Genomic DNA, 18,155 nt, shown 5'->3' on the forward strand with positions numbered 1-18,155 from the left:
AGCAGGGCGTGGGGCCCGCGCAGTACGAGCGGCTGCGCCAGAAGGCCACCGCGTGGGTGAGGGGCCCCGGCGAGGAGTGGGCCGCGCGCATCGAGGCCACCGGCCAGGTGCCCGAACAGCTGTGGGCCGAACTGCGCGAAGAGGGCTTCCTGCGCATGGCCGCGCCCCGCTCCTACGGCGGCCACGGGCTCTCCTTCACCCAGTGGATGGGTCTGATGGAGATCTTCTCCCGCTCGCACGGCTCCCTGAGGATGATCGTCCACGTCGTCAACGGCATCTGGCGCGCCATGGACCCCTTCGCCTCCGACGAGCAGCGCAAGAAGTTCGTCCTGCCCGCCATCGAGGGCGACATCAAGATCGCGTTCACCCTCACCGAGCCGGGCAACGGCACCGGAGCCGACATCACCACCTCCGTCGTCCGCGACGGCGACACCTACCGCCTCACCGGCGACAAGCACCTGATCACCTTCGGAGTGCGCTGCGACTACTACCTGCTCGCCGCGCGCGTGGAGGGCTCCACGGGACACGAGGGCACCGTATCGCTGCTGGTGCCCCGCGACGCCGCAGGTGTCCACGTCGAGGACACCTCCCAGACCATGGGCGTGACCGGCACCGACCACGCCACCCTCCGCTTCGAGCGCACCCCCGTGCCGGTCGCCAACCGGCTCGGCAAGGAAGGCGAGGGGCTCGACGTCGCGCTCGGCGGCTTCCTGACGCCCTCGCGGATCTCGGTCGGCATGAGCTGCGTCGGCCTGGCACAGCGCGCCCAGGAACTCGCCCTCGACTACGCCGAGCGCCGCCACACCTTCGGCAAGAAGCTCAGCAGGCGGCAGGCCGTCCAGTTCATGCTCGCCGAGAACGCCGCCGACATCGAGGCCGCCAAGCAGCTGGTGATGCACGCCGCACGCACCTTCGAGGAGGGCGGCGAGGACGCCTCCATGCTCTCTTCCATGGCCAAGATGACCGCCGTTTCCATGCTGACCCGCGTCACCGACAACGCGCTCCAGGTGCACGGTGGCCTCGGCTACTGGAAGACCAGCCCCATCGAACGCGTCTACCGCGACGCGCGCGCCCAGCGCTTCGAAGAGGGCACCAACGAGATCCAGAAGACCGTCGTCTTCCGCGAACTGCTGCGCGCACACACTAAGGGAGGGAACCCGTGACCGACACCGAGACCCCGAAGGTCGCACTCATCACCGGAGCCTCGCGAGGCATCGGCCGCGAGCTGGCGCTGACGCTGGCCCGGCGCGAGGGCGCCACCATCGCCGTCAACTACAAGAAGAACGCCGACCTCGCCGAGAAGACCGTCGCCGACATCGCCTCCCTCGGCGGCAGCGGCTTCGCCGTCCAGGCCGACGTGGAGACCCCCGAGGGCGTCACCGCGCTCTTCGACGAGGTCGCCAGGCGCTGCGGGCGGCTCGACTGGTTCGTCTCCAACGCGGCGGCCAGCGCGTTCAAGAACATCGTCGACCTCAAGCCCCACCACCTCGACCGCTCCTACGCCATGAACCTGCGGCCCTTCGTGCTCGGTGCACAGGAGGCCGTCAAGCTGATGGACGACGGCGGCCGCATCGTGACGCTGTCCTCCTACGGGTCCGGCCACGCCTACCCCACCTACGCGGCCCTCGGCGGGATGAAGGCCGCCCTCGAGGCGTGGGTGCGCTACATGGCGCTGGAGTTCGCGCCCTACGGCATCAACGTCAACGCGGTCAACGGCGGGCTGATCGACTCCGACTCGCTGGAGTTCTTCTACGACGTCCCCGGCATGCCCGAGATGAGCACCGTCCTCGACCGCATTCCCAAGGGCCGCCCCGGCACCGCGGGTGAGGTCGCCGACGTGCTGGCCTTCCTGCTGGCGCCCGAGTCGGAGTACATCACGGGGCAGACGCTCGTCGTCGACGGCGGACTCAGCGCCGTCGCACCGCCCTTCTTCGCCGACGCGGGAGGCGAACTGCGCCTCCCGCCCCGCCCGCAGCGCCCCGCATGACCGACCGCGCCCCCGCGGCGGCCTGGACGGCCGACCGCGCCCCGCAGCGGTCCGCATGACGGCCCGCCGGGCGCCCGCCCACCCCCTCCGGCAGGCGCCCGGCGCGGCCCAGCACGCACCACACCGAGGAGTCCCGCGTGTTCACCCACGTCACTCGGCCCGGCGCCATCGGCTCGCTCCGGGTCGCGAACCGCCTGGTCATGGGGGCGATGCACCTCAACCTGGAGAACCTGGACGACGGAGGCGCCGCACTGGCGGCCTTCTACGCGGCACGGGCCCGCGGCGGAGCCGGACTCATCATCACCGGCGGCTCGGCCGTCAGCACCGTCGCCGCCGGCGGCCCCGGCTACAGCCACGTCAACGACCCCGCGCACCACCCCGTGCTGCGCCGCACCGCCGACGCCGTGCACGAGGAGGGCGGAAAGATCGCCCTCCAGCTCTTCCACGCGGGACGCTACGCCCTCACGGGCGCGAGCGGCCCGGCACCCGTCGCGCCGTCGGCAGTGCACAGCCGCTTCTCGCGGACCACGCCCCGCGCGCTGACCGAGACCGAAATCGGCGAAACAGTCCGCGACTTCGCCAGCGGTGCGGCCACCGCGCGCGACCTCGGCTACGACGCCGTCGAGGTGATGGCCTCCGAGGGCTACCTGATCAACCAGTTCCTCTCGCCCGTCACCAACCTGCGCGACGACGCGTGGGGCGGCGACGCCGCACGCCGCCGCCGCTTCCCGCTCGAGGTGCTGCACGCCGTACGCGAGGCGGCCGGCGACGGCTTCCCCGTGCTCTTCCGCATCTCCGGGGCCGACCTGGTCCCCGGCAGCAGCACCCAGGAGGAGACCGAAGCGCTCGCCGTCGCCCTGGCCCAAGGCGGCGCCGCCGCCCTCGACATCGGCGTCGGCTGGCACGAGTCGCGCGTCCCCACCGTGCAATCCGCCGTGCCGCCCGGCACCTGGGCCCCCTACGCCGAGGCCGTGAAGAAGGCGCTGTGCGCGGCCGGGTACGCGGACGTGCCCGTCATCGCCTCCAACCGGGTGGTCGGGCTCGACCAGGCCGAGAGCCTGCTGCGCGGCGGCGGCATCGACCACGTCTCCATGGCCAGGCCCCTCCTGGCCGACCCGGACCTGCCGGCCAAGTGGACCGCGGGGCGCAGCGCGCTCGTCAACGTCTGCCTCGCCTGCAACGAAGCCTGCATCGACCGCTCGTTCGGCACCGAACGCGTCTCCTGCCTGGTCAATCCGCGCGCCGGACACGAACGGGAATTCCCCGAGCAGCCCGGGACCCACCCGCCCCGCTCCTTCGCCGTCATCGGCGGCGGCCCCGCGGGGCTGGAGGCCGCACGCGCGCTCGCCGCGCTCGGCCACCGCGTCGACCTCTTCGAGGAGGACGAGCAGCTCGGCGGGCAGTTCCGCCTCGCCCGGCAGGTCCCCGGCAAGGAGGACTTCGCCGCCACCGTCCGCTACTTCACGGCCGAACTCGCCCGGCTGGGCGTACGCGTGCACCTCGGGCGGCGACTCGGCCTGGGCGACGTCGGACTCCTGCGCCGCTTCGACGGGGCCGTCCTGGCCACCGGCGTCCAGCCCAGGCTCCCCGACATCCCCGGCTGGCCCCTCCTGCACACCCTCACCTACCCCGAGGCCTTCGCCCGCCCCGAAACCCTGGGCGAACGCGTCGTCCTCCTGGGCGGCGGCGGCATCGCGATGGACCTCGCGCACCTGCTCACCGGAGAGCGGACGCCCGCGACCCCGCAGGCGTTCTACGCCGCGTACGGCCTCGGTGAGGGCCCCGCCCCCGAGGCCCCCACGGCGCGGCACCGGCTGACGCTCGTCAGGCGCGGCCCCCGGATCGGCGCGGGGACCGGGCCCAGCACCCGCTGGGTCGTCCTGTCCGCGCTGCGGGCCCACGGCGTCGAAATGGTGACCGGCGTCGGATACCGCGAGATCACCAGGGAAGGCGTGGTGGTCCGGGGCGCCGACGGAGCCGAGCGACTGCTCCCCGCCGACTCGGTGGTGTGCGCCACCGGGCAGGAGCCCGAGCGCGCGGCCGTGCACGCGCTGCGGGCCGCCGGCGTCCCCTTCGAGGCCGTCGGCGGCGCACGCGACGCGGCCGGGGTCAACGCGGTGCGCGCCACCGCCGAAGGCCTGGCAGCCGCCCACCGGCTGGGTACCGCGACCGTGTGAAGCCCCGCCCGTCCCCTCCCTCCCGTCCCCGGGGCTTCGCCCCCGAACCCCGTCCGTCCCCCCGCAACCGCAACCGCAACCGCGACGAAAGCAGCAGCGTGACCGTGTCCCACCACCCCGCAGAACCCGCCGTGGTCGTCACCGGCATCGGCGCCCTCACCCCCGTCGGCAACGACAGGGAGACCAGCTGGGAGGCGCTGCTGGCCGGCAGATCCGGCGTGGCCGAGATCTCCCGCTTCGACGCGCGCGACCTTCCCACCCGCATCGCCGCCGAGGTCAAGGACTTCCGCCCCGAAGAGCACTTCGACCGCAAGCGCCTCCGCCGCTCCGAGCGCTTCTCGCAGTACGCCGTCGTCGCGGCGCGGGAAGCCGCACGGGACGCCTCGCTGGCCGTGGACGGCGATCCGGACGCCCGCGTCGGCGTCCAGATCAACAACGCGGTGGCCGGCTTCCCCGGCATCGAGGCGGCGACCGACCAGCGGCACGAGGACCCGCGCAAGGTCAGCCCCTACTTCGTCTCCTCCGTGATCCCGAACATGCCCGCCTGCGAGGTCGCCATCGACCTGGGCGCCCACGGCCCCGTCAACGCCTCGGCCCTCGCCTGCGCCAGCGGCATCCACGCGCTGCTGGAGGCGCGCCGCACCATCCTGGCGGGCGAGGCCGACGTCGTGGTGGCCGGCGGCACCGACTCGGCCCTCACCCCCGTCATGTTCACCGGGCTGAGCACCATGGGCGCGCTCTCCACCCGCAACGACGCGCCCGAGCGGGCGAGCCGGCCGTTCGACGCGGAGCGCGACGGGTTCGTCTTCGGCGAGGGCGCCGTCGTCTTCGTCGTCGAGTCCGCCGCGCACGCGGCGGCCCGGGGCGCGCGGCCCTACCTGGAGATCGCAGGTGGCGCCCTCACCTCGGACGCCTTCCACGTCAGCGCACCGCACCCCTCGGGCGAGCACGCGGCCACCGCGATGCGGCGGGCCCTGGCCACGGCGCACACCGCCCCCGGCGAGGTGGACTACATCTGTGCGCACGGCACCGCGACGCGGATCAACGACCGGCTGGAGACCCAGGCCGTGCGGTCCGTCTTCGGCGAGGCGGCGGACGGGCTGCTGGTCAGCTCGCCCAAGTCCATGGTCGGACACATGATCGGGGCCGCCGGAGCGCTCTCCGCGATGGTCGCGGCGCTGGCCGTGCGGGACGGTGCGGTGCCGCCGACCATCAATCTGGACACCCCCGACCCCGAGTGCGACCTCGACCACGTCCCGCACACCGCGCGCAAGACCGACGTGCGCACCGCCGTGGTCAACGCCTTCGGGTTCGGCGGCCAGAACGTCGTGGCCGTGCTCCGGGCGCCGCGGGGCGCGCGGCATCCCTAGGGCCTCTCGTTGGGATCTTGCTGGGCTCGCCGGGCCCCGTGGGGGCGGACCGCCCGGCGCCTCACTCCGGCGAGTCCTCCAGCACCCTGAATTCGAGGCCCGCGCGGACCAGCCGGGCGGTGAGCGCCTCGCCCATGGCGACCGACGTCGTCACCTGGCCCGCCGTGGGCGGCAGGTCGTCGTGGGCCAGGCACAGGGCCGCCTCGGCGAGCATCGTGGCCGTCTCGTCGTAGCCGGGATCGCCGCCCGCGACCTCGGTGACGACGCGGCGGCCGCCGCCCCGCCCCACGAACCGCACCGAGAACCAGCTGCGGGCCCTGCGCGCCTCGTCGGGGCCCTGTCCCGGAGCCAGCCGTGCGGACAGGAAGCGCCGCAGCGCGGGCAGTTGGGCGGCGGCGAAGAGCCCGCCCGCGCCCGCGAGGCCGCCCGCGACCAGCGGCAGCCGCTTGACGGCGGCGTGGTGGCGGTAGGTGAAGACGGGCCCGTACCTCTCCAGCGCGGCGGCCGAACGGCCGACGATCTGCGGGTCGAGGGTGGGCAGCGGTACCGCCCACACGCCCAGCTCCTCGTCGCGGCGCACGGTGCCCGTCGGCGTGCGGATGACGCGGTGCGCCGGGCGCGGGTCGGCGGCGCGGCGGGCCTTGGCGGCGCGGGCCATCCGGTCGACGCGCGCGAAGGCGAGCAGGGTGCTCGCCAACGTGCCGCCGGAGATCATGGCGTTGGAACGTACGAACCCGTCAACGCTGAGCGGTACGTTCTCGGGCAGTTGTTCGACGGTGAAACGCACCCCCAGGTCGTGGGGGACGGAGTCGAAGCCGCAGGCGTGCACGAGCCGCGCCCCGGTCTCCTCGGCGCGGGAGTGGTGCCGCAGATACATCAGGTCCACGAACTCCGGCTCGCCCGACAGGTCCAGGTAGTCGGTGCCGGCCTCGGCGCAGGCGGCGACCAGCCGGGTCCCGTAGCGGATGTAGGGACCCACGGTGCTGGCGACCACGCGGGCGCGGGCGGCGAGGTCCGCCACGGAACCCGCGTCGGCCGCGTCGGCGGTGACCAGGGGGACGTCGGCCGCGGCGGGATGGTCGGCGGCCAGCCGCGCGCGCAGGGCCGCGAGCTTGTCGCGGCTGCGTCCCGCCAGCGCCCAGCGGCACCCCTCGGGCGCGTGCGCGGCCAGGTGGCGTGCCGTCAGCTCTCCCACGAACCCGGTGGCCCCGAACAGGACGATGTCGAACTCCCGCGCCCCGCGCTCAGCTGTCCCAGTCTCCACGGCGATCTCCTCCGGACGAGCGTCTCTTACCGATCAGTAGGGTGCCGTCCCTCATTTCAGCAGACGGGACATCCGACGGTCGGCGAGGGGCCTGCCCCCGGTCTGACAAGTGGGGCAGTACTCCAGCGTCGAATCCCGGAAGGAGACCGAGCGGACGGTGTCCCCGCACACCGGACAGGCCTCGCCCGCGCGGCCGTGCACCCGCAACCCGAGCCGCTTGCCCGCCTTGAGCCCGGCGGCCGGCACCCCGCGCGCCCGCTCGACGGCATCGGCGAGCGTGTCCCGCAGCGCCGCGTACAGCGTGTCGACCTCCTCCTCGGACAGGTCGGCAGCCAGCTTGAACGGCGACATCCGCGCCGCGTGCAAAATCTCGTCCGAGTAGGCGTTGCCGATCCCGGAGACGACCGACTGGTCCCGCAGCAGGCCCTTGATCTGCTGGCGCCGGCCCCCGAGCAGCGCCGCCAGTGCCTCGCGGCCGAACTCCGGTGCCAGCGGATCGGGCCCGAGCCTGGCGACGCCGGGCACCTGCCGCGGGTCGCTCACCACGTGGACGGCCAGCCGCTTCTGCGTGCCCGCCTCCGTCAGATCGAAGCCCTCACCCGAGGCGGCGCCGCCGGAGACGTCGGCCAGTTCGAGACGCAGCGCGAGCGGACCCTTGCCGGGGCGCGGCGGCGCGGCGGGCAGCGCCTCCTGCCACCGCAGCCACCCCGCCCTGGCCAGGTGGACGACCAGGTGCACAGCGCCCGCCGGCCCGCCGTCCGCCGCCATGTCGAGGAACTTCCCCGCCCGTCGCACCCCCGTGAAGGTGCTCCCTTCGAGCGTCTGCACGGGCGGGTCGTACGTCTTGAGCACGCTCACGGCGACCGTCAGCACGCGCCACACGGACCGCCCGGTCAGCCGCTCGTCCAGGAAGCCGGACAACGCCTCGACCTCGGGAAGCTCCGGCACGGTGTCTCCTTCCGCGAGAAGCGAGAACGCCGGGGCGGCCTCGCCGCGAGACCGCCCCGGCCCTTGGGGCCCGCCCTCAGGCCAGCGTGGCCTCGTGCGTGATCGTGGTGCCCTTGAGCGCCTGGCTGACCGGGCAGTTCTGCGCGGCGTCCGCGGCGGCCGCGTCGAAGGCGGCCTGGTCGATGCCGGGAACCTCGCCCTCGACGGTCAGATGGATGCCCGTGATGCCGGTACCCGGCTGGAAGTCCACGGCGGCCTTGGTGGTCAGCCTGGACGGCGGGGTTCCCGCGCCGGTCAGCCCGTTGGAGAGCGCCATCGAGAAGCAGCTGGAGTGCGCGGCCGCGATCAGCTCCTCCGGGCTGGTCCTGCCACCGGGCTCCTCGGCGCGCGCGGCCCAGGAGACGGGGTATTCGCCGATGCCCGAGGAGTCGAAGGTGACGGCCCCCGCCCCCTCCTGCAAGGTGCCGTTCCAGACGGTGTGGGCGGTGCGTGTGGTGGCCATGGTGATCACTCTTTCCTCACATCGGTGTCAACAGGCACGGGGCGCGCCCGAGCCGGATTCCGCACCCGGCGCTGGACACCCCGTGCCAGTCTCGCAGTACCCGATCCTGCGCCTTCACCACGTCGGCGACACCTCCCGACGCGCCGAGGGGGAGGGCGGTCAACCCGGTCGTCCCCGGTCACCCTCCCCCTCGGCGTCGCCGCGGTCCCCGCCGCCGTTCCCGGACTCAGGCGAAGGCGGGCATGATCTCGTCGTGGATCGCCCTCAGCTGAGTCGCGGCATCCGCCACCCCTTCCAGATCGCGCCCGGTGAAGGCCCGCACCAGGGCCCGGTCGGTGACGGCGCAGATCACGTGGTTGACACCGGCCGGTGCGATCTCGTCCCGGATCCTGGCCGCGCACTCCCGGGGCGTGCCGGACACCGAGAGCCGCTCGGTCAGCGAGTCGGTGGTCAACTCGATGCCGCGGGCCAGGTCGCCCGCGCCGATGGCGTCGATCACCGGCTTCAGCTCGGCCGGGTCGACGCCGTTGCGGACCAGTTGCTCGGCGGGCATCGAAGACGCGTAGATGCCCACCATGCTGCGGGCCGCGTCCTTGGCCGCGGCCGAGTCGGGACCCGTCGCGAAGACCACCCACGCGCCGATGTCCAGCGCACGCCAGTCCTTGCCCGCCCGCTCCGCCCCCGCCCTGATGTGCCGGACGGCGTACTCGTACGCGTCACGGGTGTAGCTGAGGGCGTGGTGGCAGCCGTCCGACAGCTCACCGGCCGCCTCGAAGGACCGGGGCCCGCGCATGGCACCGAGCTTGAGCGGCACCCGCTGCTGCACAGGACGGGCGAAGGTGAACAGCCCCTCGTAGGAGTAGAACTCACCCTGCCGGGTGATCGCGCCCTCGTCGAGGAGCGTGCGCACGACGGCGAGCGCCTCCTTGGTGCGGGACAGCGGCCTGGTGCGCTGCCAGTCGATGCCGTACTGGGCGAGGAGCCCGAAGTTGCCGCTGGAGAGCACCGCTTCGGCACGCCCGTCGGACAGCTCGTCCAGCGTGGCGACGGCCTGCGCGATCAACGAGGGCTCCCGAAGCGTCACGGGGGAGACGCTGGGCCCCAGACGGATGCGCGTGGTCGATCCCGCCGCCGCGGCGAACAGCAGCCACATGTCCTTGTGCCAGGTCTCGTCGGCTGCGTAACACGCGTGGAACCCCAGCTCGTCGGCGAGGCGGATCGCCTCGAGCGACTCGGTGAGGGGGCAGTCGGGAAGCATCGCGTAACTGAACTTCATGAGCCACCTTTCCTGCCGCCGGCACCGGGCGGGGCCTCAGCCCGTGCCGGAAGGCGCGAGGAGTGGTGTGCGGACCGGGCAGATTGTGCCAAGGGGGCGCGCGCCCCGCGAGAGTTGTGTGCGACGACGCGCCGGACGACTGGGCACCCCGTACAACAACTTCCGTACGTCCCGCGGCTTCCGCGGCGGTACGGTGTGACGCCCAGCGGGTATCGAAGAGTAACCAGCCTCATTCGGAGAGTGAGAAGGAAGTGGGTGGCCCACCATCATGATCAAGGGAATCGACGTCTCCTCCTACCAGCCGGAGGACTACAGCACGAAGGGCATGGAGTTCGTCTTCATCAAGATCACGGAGGGGAAGTCCTACACCAACCCCAAGTGGGTCGCGCAGCGCAAGACCGGCCGCGACGCGGGACTGGTCACCGGCTTCTACCACTTCGTCAGGCCGGGCAGCATGAAGGAACAGGCCGACTACTTCCTCTCGAAGATCGACCTCGTCGCGGGCGACATGCTGGCACTCGACTGGGAGGACGCCGGGGTCGGCAACGACGAGAAGGACGAGTGGATCAAGTACGTCCAGGACAAGGCCCCCAAGCACAAGGTCGTGCTCTACTGCAACGTGGACTTCTGGCTGAACCGCGACAAGACCTCGTTCGCGGGAGACGGCCTGTGGATCGCCCACTACAACGGCAAGCCCGGCGAGCCGGGAGTCAAACACCGGTGGCGCTTCCACCAGTACACCAGCGACCCCATCGACACGAACCTGGGCGAGTTCGACAGCCGGGACGCGCTGCGCAGTTGGGCGGGCGGCAAGAAGTAGCCGCGCGCCCCACCGCGCCTCGCACGCGGGGATGGGGGCCCGCAGGGGAGCCCGCGCCGCCGGGGCGAGCGTCGCCGACGGCGGCCGAGGGTCCCACCCGACGCCGGCTGCCGATACGCTCCCGTTCATGCCGGAAGCCAACTCGCCCTCGTCCCCGTCCCCCCACGCCCGCACGGAGGCCCCCGCCGACGAACGGATACGCACGAACGAGCGGACCCCCGCGGCGGAACGCACACCCCCGCAGGGCCGCGCCGCCACGGAGGGCGCCCCCACCGAAGGGCGCACCTCCGTGGCCGGGAGCGCCCGGGCCGCGGCGAGCCCCGCCCCGGAGACCGGGCCCGGGCGTGCGGCGGGTGCCGAGCGCGCTGCCGACCAGGGGCGTGCGGCGAGCGCTGAGCGTGCGGCGCGGGAGCAGTACCCGGCCGAGGAGGACCAGCGGCCGGCAGTGGAGGGCGACGGCCCGGCCGAGGAGGAGCGCCCGTCGCTGACGCCGCGACAGGCGCGGCGCATACGCATCGTTCTGTCCACCGTCGTCATGCTGGCCGTCGCCGTCGCCCTCGCCGTCCGGCTGGGGGCCGCCCCCTCCGTGCTGACCGTCGGCTTCTACGGGCTGGCGCTGATCCTCTCCGGGACCGCCATCGCCCTCAGCCGCAGAGGCCGCACACGGGTGGCCACCGCGGTGCTGGCGGCCGGTTTCGTACTCGTGGTGTTCGGCGAATGGCTGGTGTGACCCGCACGGCCGGGCACGGCCGTCGGCGCCACGGCCCCGGCGCTCAGATCCACTCGGTGGAGTCGCCGCCCACCAGACCCGGCACGCGCGCCCAGTCGCGGGGGCTGCACGCGGCGTCCGGCGTACCCCCCGCCTCCCTGGGACCGCCCGCGCGCGCGGCCGTTCCGAAACCGACCGCCGGCAACGCGTACCGCAGTCGGCCCAGCGGGCTGTCGGCCTCCGCCAGCCACGGCGCGTGGTCGAGCGGCGGCTCGGCCGCCGCCTGAGCCCCACGCACCGTCCCCGCCCCTCCGGGCGCGGCCCCGCCGGCGCCTTGGCGGGCGGCATCCGAGAGAGGGGCCCCGGGCAGGTCGTGCAGCAGCCAGTGGGCGGTACGCGCCAGCGAGAGCCGTACCAGCCGTGACCCCGCCGTCCCGGTGCGCTGCTCGGTGAGCGCCCTCAGCAGCCCCGCCGCCAGCAGATAGCCGGAGCCGTGGTCGAGCGCCTGCGCGGGCAGCGCCCCAGGGACCAGATCAGGCGAAGAGGAGTCCCCGCCCGCGCTCTCCGCGGCCTCCACAGCGGCGATGCCCGTCGCCGCCTGCACCAGGCTGTCGAAGCCCCGTCGGCGCTGCCAGGGCCCCGCCGGACCCCAGGCACTGAGCTGGCCCACCACGAGGCCGGGGCGGCGGTCCATCAGCGACTCGGGCGCCAGCCCGAACCGGTCCAGCGCGCCGGGCCGGTAGCCGGTGACCACCACGTGCGCCGACGCCAGCAGCTCCTCGAACGTCGCCTGCCCCGCGCGGCTGGACAGATCCAGCAGCGTCGAGCGCTTGCCCAGGCCCGTGTCCGCGTGCGTACCGGGGAACTCGGGCCGCTCCGGCGCGTCGACGCGCAGCACGTCGGCGCCCAGCAGCGCCAACGTGCGGGTCGCGACCGGGCCCGCGAGCACCCGGGTGAGGTCCAGGACGCGCAGCCCCCGCAGTCCGCCGGGGCCCGGCGGGCCCTCCAGGGCCGGCGTCGGCGCCGCGTCCAGACCGCCCACCGCCACCAGCGGGGCGGCCGCGACCGCCTGCCGCTGCGGATGCGCCACCCACTCCTCGGGCGTGCGGACGGCCACCGCCAGACCGCCCTCCCGGAACACCACCTCCTCGACCTCCCGCGCCCGGCGGCTCGCCAGCTCCGTGGCCACCCGGCCCGCCGCCGCCTCGTCCTCGGCCGGGCCGTGGTCCTGCATGCCCAGCGCGGACAGCAGGCGGGCACGGTGGTGCGGGTAGTTGGCGTGGGTGCGGACCCAGCCGTCAGCCGTACGCCAGAAGCGCGACAGCGGTGCGAAGGCGGCCGGGCCGTGCCCGTCGATACGGACCAGCCGGTCGCTGTGGAAGGCCGTCGCCACCGCGCCGTCATCGACCCGTACCGGCGGCAGAAGCGCGCTCCGCGCCCGTACGCAGGAGAACTCGGCCGCGGCGAGCGAGCAGACGGCGACCGCCGCGGAGGCCAGTTCCCGCACGGGCAGCGCGGACGGGAGCACCCCTGGGCGGCGCTCGTAGGAGACCCGCCCCAAGAGAGCGGGGTCACCGCCCAGCGCGGCCCACGCCTGCGCCGCTCCGGACGGGGTGCCGTTCCGCCGCCCCTCCACGGCGTCCTGCTCGGACGCAGGGTCCGAGACGCCCGAGGCCGCACCGGACACCCGGCCGGAGGCGCCGGCGGTGAACGCGGCGGACGCCGGTCCGCCCGGTTCGAACTCGGTGTCGAACTGTCCGGCGCTCGCGGGGCCGCGCGCGGACAGGTCCCCCGGCGACGCGGGCTTCCCGGCCGCAGCAGAAAACTGATCCATGGCACGCATTTTCACACCCGAAGGCACCGAAGGCCGGGACGGCGGGGCGGTGAGGGGGCCCAAGGTCGCGGCCGCATGCCGTCGCCCGGGCCGGGGCGCAGGGCCCGGAACGAGGTCTGCGGCGCAGCACACGGCGGTGGGCGGCGGGCCGCTCTGTCGGGCGGGTGCCCGAGAGGGACGGCGCGCGAGAGTGCCGCGGTCCGCGCGGGCGACTACTCCGTGCGGGTGCCGTGCCGGGCCCTATGCCGCGGGGGCTCCCTCGGGGGCGGTGCCCGCGGGGTGGTGCCCGCCGGGGCGGGACCCCGACCGGGATCGCCCCGGCCGGGGCGGGCGGGCCGTGGAGTGGGGCCGCTGTGCGGCCGGGTGGCCGGGTGGCCGCGTGGGGGCCTGGGCGCGCCCTGGGCCCGGGCTCCCGGGCTCCCGGGCCGCGCCCTGGGCCCGGGCCCCCGGGTGGGGCAGCCCCGGGCGTGGACCCGGGACGCCGTGGCGCTCGCCCGTTCGCCGGGGCGCCTGTCCGACGTGGCGCCCGTGCCGTACGCCGTGGCGCGAGGGCCGCGTGGCGAGGGTCCGCCGGGCGGTGAGGGCCACCGCCCCGCAAGGGCCACCGCCTCGCGAGGCACACCGCAGCGCGAGGGCCATGTCGTTCAGCGTTCGCTGTCGAGCTCCGCCATGAGCGGGGCCGGGTACCGCGCGCCGCGCGCCGCGCCCCGGGGGACCAGGGCCTCGATCCGGGCCAGGTCGTCCCCGGTCAGCGAGAGGCGGGTGGCGTCGGTCATCGTCGCGACCTGCTCGGGCCTGCGCGCGCCGATCACCGGCACCATGTCGTCACCCTGCGCCGCGACCCACGCGATGGCCAGCTGCGCGACGGTGGCGTTCTTCTCGGCCGCCAGCTCACGGAGCGGAGCGACGAGCGCGGCGTTGTGTTCGAGGTTGGCACCCTGGAAACGCGGGAAGGCCGCCCTCTTCGCCCCGGGCGTCCCGCTGCCACCGATCAGACCGCTGGAGAGGACACCGTAGGCGGTGATACCGACGCCCAGCTCACGGCAGACGGGCACGATCTCGTCCTCGACGTCCCGGCTCAGCATCGAGTACTCGATCTGCACGTCGCAGATCGGTGCGACCGCGGCGGCGCGGCGGATCGTGTCCGCTCCCACCTCGCTCAGACCGATGTGGCGCACGTAGCCCTTCTCGACCATCTCGGCGATCGCGCCGACGGTGTCCTCGATCGGCACGGCCGGGTCGAGGCGGGCGGGCCGGTAGACGTCGAGGTGGTCGACGCCGAGACGTTGCAGCGAGTAGCTCAGGAAGTTGTGCACGGACCGGGGGCGGGCGTCGTTGCCGCCCGGTGTTCCGTCCGGCCCGCGCAGGGCGCCGAACTTGACCGAGAGAACCACGTCCTCCCTGGCACGGCCGCTCAGCGCCCGGCGGATCAGCCATTCGTTGTGTCCCGAGCCGTAGAAGTCGCCGGTGTCGAGGAGGGTGCCACCGGCGTCGAGGTAGGCGCGGACGGTGCGTACGCCCTCCTCGTCATCGGTGGGGCCGTACCCGCCGGACAGGCCCAGGCATCCCAGGGCGGGGGAGGTGACGGTGGGGCCGGAGTCGCCGAGTCGAGCGGTGCGGAGTGTCGATGTCATGCCCTCACCGTGGGCCGGGTCCCGGTCCGGTACCAGGTCCGGCCCATCCAGGGACAGCCTGTCCCTGGATGGCCGGGGCGCGGCCGCGGACAATGGGAGGCATGACAGATCGCGCAGGGCTCGCCGACTTCCTCCGCCGACGCCGCGACACCCTGCGCCCGGCCGATGTCGGCCTGCCCGCGGGAACGCGGCGCCGTGCCGCGGGCCTGCGCCGCGAGGAGGTGGCGCAACTGGCCGGTATGTCCAGCGACTACTACGCCAGGATCGAACAGTGCCGCGGGCCGCGCCCGTCCACGTCGATCGTGGCGGCGCTGGCCCTCGCCCTCCGCTGCGATCTGGACGAACGCGACCACATGTTCCACCTGGCCGGGCTGAGTCCGCCGTCCCGGCGCGCGGGCCGGCAGGTGCGTCCGGGACTCATCAGCCTGGCCGACCACCTCACCGACGTGCCGGTGTGCATCTGCACCGACCTGGACGAGACGCTGTGGCAGAACGGGCTCGCCGACAGCGTGCTGGGGCCGATGCCCCGCGCCGCCGGCCGCCCGCGCAACCTGTGCTGGCGCTGGTTCACCGACCCCGACTTTCAGGAGCGGTGCCCGCCCGCGGACCGGCCCCGCCTCTCGGCTGCGCACGTCGGCAACCTGCGGGCCACGTACGCGCGACGCGGCGCCGATCCGGACGTGGCCGCCTTGGTGGACGCTCTGCGCCGCGGCAGCGCCGAGTTCCGTGCCCTGTGGGACAGGCACGAGGTCTCCGTGCGCCGCTCCGACCGCAAGAGCGTGTTCCACCCCGAGGTGGGGACGCTGCACCTGAACTGCGAGGTGCTGCTGACCCCGGAAGAGGACCTGAAGGTCGTGGCGCTGTTCCCGTTGGAGGGCACCGACGCGCGGGACAAGCTCGAACTACTGCGCGTCATCGGACCGCAGCACGGTCGCTCCGCGGCCCGATGTCTTTGACCCTGGTCGGAGTTCCGTCCGGGGCGAACGCGCGGTGGAAGGTGAAGGCGTGCGGCGCGGGGCCGTGGTCGTGGAGGTGTTCCAGCCGGGAAACGCCGTCCTGCCAGGTGGGTGTCACGCTGTCGGAGACCCACCAGAACACGTGACCCGGGTGCCCCGTCCTCTCGAACCAGTCCTCACGCCTGTTCAGAGCCTCACGGTGCAGACCGGTGTAGATGGCGTCGAAGGCGGGGCGCAGGCCGGTCCAGAGTGAGAGGGTCGCGGCCAGCGCTGTGGTTTCCACCGTACGGCCCTTGCCGTACCAGGCCGGTACGGCGAACTCCCCCCACACACCCCAGTCCAGGCCGAAGTAGGACTCCCGGTCGCCGTCCGCCGCTTCAGCATGAGCGAGGTACCCGGGGTGCTGACTGATCTTCCGGTAGATGGCCTCTCCGCTGTCGTGGAACTCGCGGGTGAGAGGTCCGGGGTCAGCGAGAGGTGACTTCAGTACGCCGAACGTGTACAGTGCAAGATAGGGCATGGTTCTCTCCCTGGTGGGCGGTGCGAGGGCGAGGAGCCGCGGGGTGTGGCTCACGCACCCCGTCGCGGGTGGCCCACCCCCGAAGGAACTCCGGCGCGACCGTGGGCGATCGCCGAGGACAGCCGAGAACGCGGGTGAAGGTTGCTGCCTGTGCGGGCCCTGTCGAAGCTGCGTTTCCCCGCCCAAGTGGCCTTCTACCGGCAGCGCGGAGAACCCTGAAAAATCCATGGCGCCGACCACTGAGAACGCAGCTTACCGCTCGCAGGTCTCACCGACGCTCAGCGACGCGCCCGCCGCAGGGCTCCCTTGGCGAGCTTTCCCGTGGGGGTACGCGGCAGACGGTCGGTGAACTCCAGCGAGCGGGGCACCTTGTATCCGGCGAGGTGCTCCCGCAGATACGCCAGCAACTCGTCTTCGAGCCCCGGCTCGATCGAACCTCCCGGGCCCTCCGGACGCGCGGGAGCCGACGGCTCGGCCTCGACGACGGCGTGCACCGACTCGCCCATCTCCGCATCCGGCACGCCGATCACGGCCACGTCGGCGACCTTCGGATGCAGAGCGAGGCAGTCCTCGATCTCCTGCGGATAGATGTTCACGCCACCCGAGATGATCGTGAACGCCGCACGGTCCGTGAGGAAGAGATACCCGTCCTCGTCGACATGGCCGATGTCCCCCGTCGTCGTCCACGCCGGATGCAGCGGATGCCGGGCCTCGGCGGTGCGGTCCGGATCGTTGTGGTAGGTGAACGGCAGTTCCTCGCGGGCGAAGTAGACGGTCCCCGTCGTCCCCGCCGCCACCTCCGTACCGTCGTCCGCGCAGACCCTCACCTCGCCCAGCGGCCCCGACCTGCCGACCGAACCCGGCTTGCGCAGCCACTCCCGGGGGGTGATGACGGTCAGTCCGTTGCCCTCCGTCGCGGCGTAGTACTCGTACAGGACCGGGCCCCACCACTCCATCATGCGGCGCTTCACCTCGGCGGGGCACGGAGCGGCGGCATGGATCGCCACCCGCAGTGAGGACACGTCGTAGCGCGCCCGCTCCGCCTCGGGCAGCTTCAGCATGCGGACGAACATCGTCGGCACCCACTGGCTGTGAGTGACGCGGTACCGCTCGATCGCCTCCAGGGCCCCGGCGGCGTCGAACGCGTCCATCAGTACCACCGTCCCGCCCGCCGCGGTGACGACCGCGCAGAAACGCAGCGGCGCCGCGTGGTAGAGCGGAGCGGGGGAGAGGTAGACGGTGTCGGTGTCGAAGCCGTACAGCTCGGAGAAGAGCACGGCCAGCGGATGGGGCGAGTCGGTGAGGTCGTCACCTGACAGCGGCGGCCGGATCCCCTTGGGGCGGCCCGTGGTTCCCGACGAGTAGAGCATGTCGGCACCCCGCGGCTGGCGCGCGGGCGGCTGAGGTGACGCCGCCGCCAGCACCCGCTCGTAGTCGTCGTAGGCGGCCGCCTCGCCCGGCAGACCCTCCAGGGGCCCGTACGCCAGCCGCTCCCGCACCTGCGGCGTGCGCGACACCAGCGCGGCCGCCAGTTCGGGCAGTGCCGCCGAGACGACCAGCACCCGCGCTCCGCAGTCCCGCACGATGTAGGCGGCCTCGTCGGCCGTCAGATGGCTGTTGACGGCGGTGACGTAGAGACCGGAGCGCAGCGCCGCCCAGTAGACCTCCAGGCAGCGCGGGTCGTTGTCGGACACCAGCGCGAGATGATCGCCGGGTACCAGGCCTGCCGCGCGTACGTGGTTCGCGAGCCGGAGGGAGCGCTCCTCCAACTCCCGGTAGGTGACCATCCGCCCCGTGCGGGCGACGACGACGGCGGGCTTGTCGCCTCGAGCGGACGCGTGGACTCCCGGGTACATGGGCGGTGTCCCTCCAACGGTCCTGACAGGGCATCAACCCAGTGTCGCGCCGTGCCGCTCCCGGGTCACCACCGCCGACATTCCGCCGGCACCCCGCGGGCACCCCGTCGGCACCCCTGCTCGGGCCCGCCCCCGTGCTGCCCGTGCTGCCCGTGCTGCCCGCGCCGATGATCGGGCCCTGCCCCTGTTCGTAGCCGCGCTGCGCGTACTCGCGACCGCGCTGCCCCTACTCGCGGTCGCATCGCCCGTGCCCGCAGGTGCACTCCGTCCGAGCCCCGGGCCGCTCGCCCCCACCCCGCCAC

15 protein-coding genes are annotated in these 18,155 nt (G+C 73.7%); 7 read left to right on the forward strand and 8 right to left on the reverse strand.

Going from position 1 to position 18,155, the window contains the following annotated elements; genetic code table 11:
* Positions 1-8: 8 nt before the first annotated feature.
* The 4 genes from DTL70_RS18670 (at position 9) to fabF (ending at position 5,534) form a co-directional block, all read left to right on the forward strand.
* Positions 9-1,163: an acyl-CoA dehydrogenase family protein gene (locus DTL70_RS18670; RefSeq protein ID WP_114023220.1), complete on the forward strand. Its 1,155-nt coding sequence runs from the start codon at positions 9-11 to the stop codon at positions 1,161-1,163.
* A complete protein-coding gene (gene chcA / locus DTL70_RS18675) occupies positions 1,160-1,987 on the forward strand; it encodes a 1-cyclohexenylcarbonyl-CoA reductase (protein WP_114023083.1) in 828 nt (275 codons plus the stop codon). Before DTL70_RS18670 ends, chcA begins: the two co-directional genes overlap by 4 nt.
* A gap of 137 nt (positions 1,988-2,124) precedes the next feature.
* Entirely contained in the window at positions 2,125-4,164 is a 2,040-nt protein-coding gene (locus DTL70_RS18680) for an oxidoreductase (RefSeq protein ID WP_114023084.1), read from the forward strand.
* A gap of 98 nt (positions 4,165-4,262) precedes the next feature.
* A complete protein-coding gene (fabF, locus tag DTL70_RS18685; RefSeq protein WP_342776503.1) occupies positions 4,263-5,534 on the forward strand; it encodes a beta-ketoacyl-ACP synthase II in 1,272 nt (423 codons plus the stop codon).
* A 61-nt stretch (positions 5,535-5,595) separates the two neighbouring features.
* On the opposite strand, the gene DTL70_RS18690 is transcribed toward fabF, so the two are convergent.
* The 4 genes from DTL70_RS18690 to DTL70_RS18705 form a co-directional block, all read right to left on the reverse strand.
* The gene (locus DTL70_RS18690) at positions 5,596-6,798 is read right to left on the reverse strand and encodes a saccharopine dehydrogenase family protein (protein WP_114023085.1); all 1,203 of its coding nucleotides are present in this window, start codon (positions 6,796-6,798) and stop codon (positions 5,596-5,598) included.
* A 51-nt stretch (positions 6,799-6,849) separates the two neighbouring features.
* The gene (locus DTL70_RS18695; RefSeq protein WP_114023086.1) at positions 6,850-7,746 is read right to left on the reverse strand and encodes an Fpg/Nei family DNA glycosylase; all 897 of its coding nucleotides are present in this window, start codon (positions 7,744-7,746) and stop codon (positions 6,850-6,852) included.
* 76 nt (positions 7,747-7,822) lie between these two features.
* On the reverse strand, positions 7,823-8,248 hold the full coding sequence (locus DTL70_RS18700; protein ID WP_114023222.1) for an OsmC family peroxiredoxin: 426 nt from the start codon (positions 8,246-8,248) through the stop codon (positions 7,823-7,825).
* Positions 8,249-8,474: 226 nt separating this feature from the next.
* A complete protein-coding gene (locus DTL70_RS18705) occupies positions 8,475-9,524 on the reverse strand; it encodes an LLM class flavin-dependent oxidoreductase (protein WP_114023087.1) in 1,050 nt (349 codons plus the stop codon).
* Positions 9,525-9,792: 268 nt separating this feature from the next.
* Here DTL70_RS18705 and DTL70_RS18710 point away from each other — a divergent pair, with 268 nt between their 5' ends.
* Both DTL70_RS18710 and DTL70_RS34360 read left to right on the forward strand, forming a co-directional pair.
* Entirely contained in the window at positions 9,793-10,344 is a 552-nt protein-coding gene (locus DTL70_RS18710; RefSeq protein WP_114023088.1) for a glycoside hydrolase family 25 protein, read from the forward strand.
* 127 nt (positions 10,345-10,471) lie between these two features.
* A complete protein-coding gene (locus DTL70_RS34360) occupies positions 10,472-11,074 on the forward strand; it encodes a hypothetical protein (RefSeq protein WP_245979455.1) in 603 nt (200 codons plus the stop codon).
* Between the two features lie 43 nt (positions 11,075-11,117).
* Here the strand turns inward: DTL70_RS34360 and DTL70_RS18720 are convergent, their stop codons facing one another.
* Both DTL70_RS18720 and DTL70_RS18725 read right to left on the reverse strand, forming a co-directional pair.
* The gene (locus DTL70_RS18720) at positions 11,118-12,896 is read right to left on the reverse strand and encodes a CoA transferase (RefSeq protein WP_245979456.1); all 1,779 of its coding nucleotides are present in this window, start codon (positions 12,894-12,896) and stop codon (positions 11,118-11,120) included.
* Positions 12,897-13,531: 635 nt separating this feature from the next.
* On the reverse strand, positions 13,532-14,521 hold the full coding sequence (locus DTL70_RS18725) for an aldo/keto reductase (protein WP_114023089.1): 990 nt from the start codon (positions 14,519-14,521) through the stop codon (positions 13,532-13,534).
* Positions 14,522-14,622: 101 nt separating this feature from the next.
* Here DTL70_RS18725 and DTL70_RS18730 point away from each other — a divergent pair, with 101 nt between their 5' ends.
* Positions 14,623-15,477 (forward strand): helix-turn-helix transcriptional regulator, encoded by an 855-nt coding sequence (locus tag DTL70_RS18730; RefSeq protein ID WP_114023090.1) that lies wholly within the window; start codon positions 14,623-14,625, stop codon positions 15,475-15,477.
* Here the strand turns inward: DTL70_RS18730 and DTL70_RS18735 are convergent.
* On the reverse strand, positions 15,434-15,997 hold the full coding sequence (locus DTL70_RS18735; RefSeq protein WP_114023091.1) for a DUF3291 domain-containing protein: 564 nt from the start codon (positions 15,995-15,997) through the stop codon (positions 15,434-15,436). The two genes, DTL70_RS18730 and DTL70_RS18735, sit on opposite strands and share 44 nt — an antisense overlap.
* Before the next feature lie 278 nt (positions 15,998-16,275).
* Positions 16,276-17,853 carry an acyl-CoA synthetase gene (locus DTL70_RS18740; protein ID WP_114023092.1) on the reverse strand — a complete coding sequence of 526 codons (1,578 nt, stop codon included), beginning with the start codon at positions 17,851-17,853 and terminating at the stop codon, positions 16,276-16,278.
* Between the last annotated feature and the right edge of the window lie 302 nt (positions 17,854-18,155).

Source organism: Streptomyces diacarni (assembly GCF_003323715.1).
GTDB lineage: Bacteria > Actinomycetota > Actinomycetes > Streptomycetales > Streptomycetaceae > Streptomyces > Streptomyces diacarni.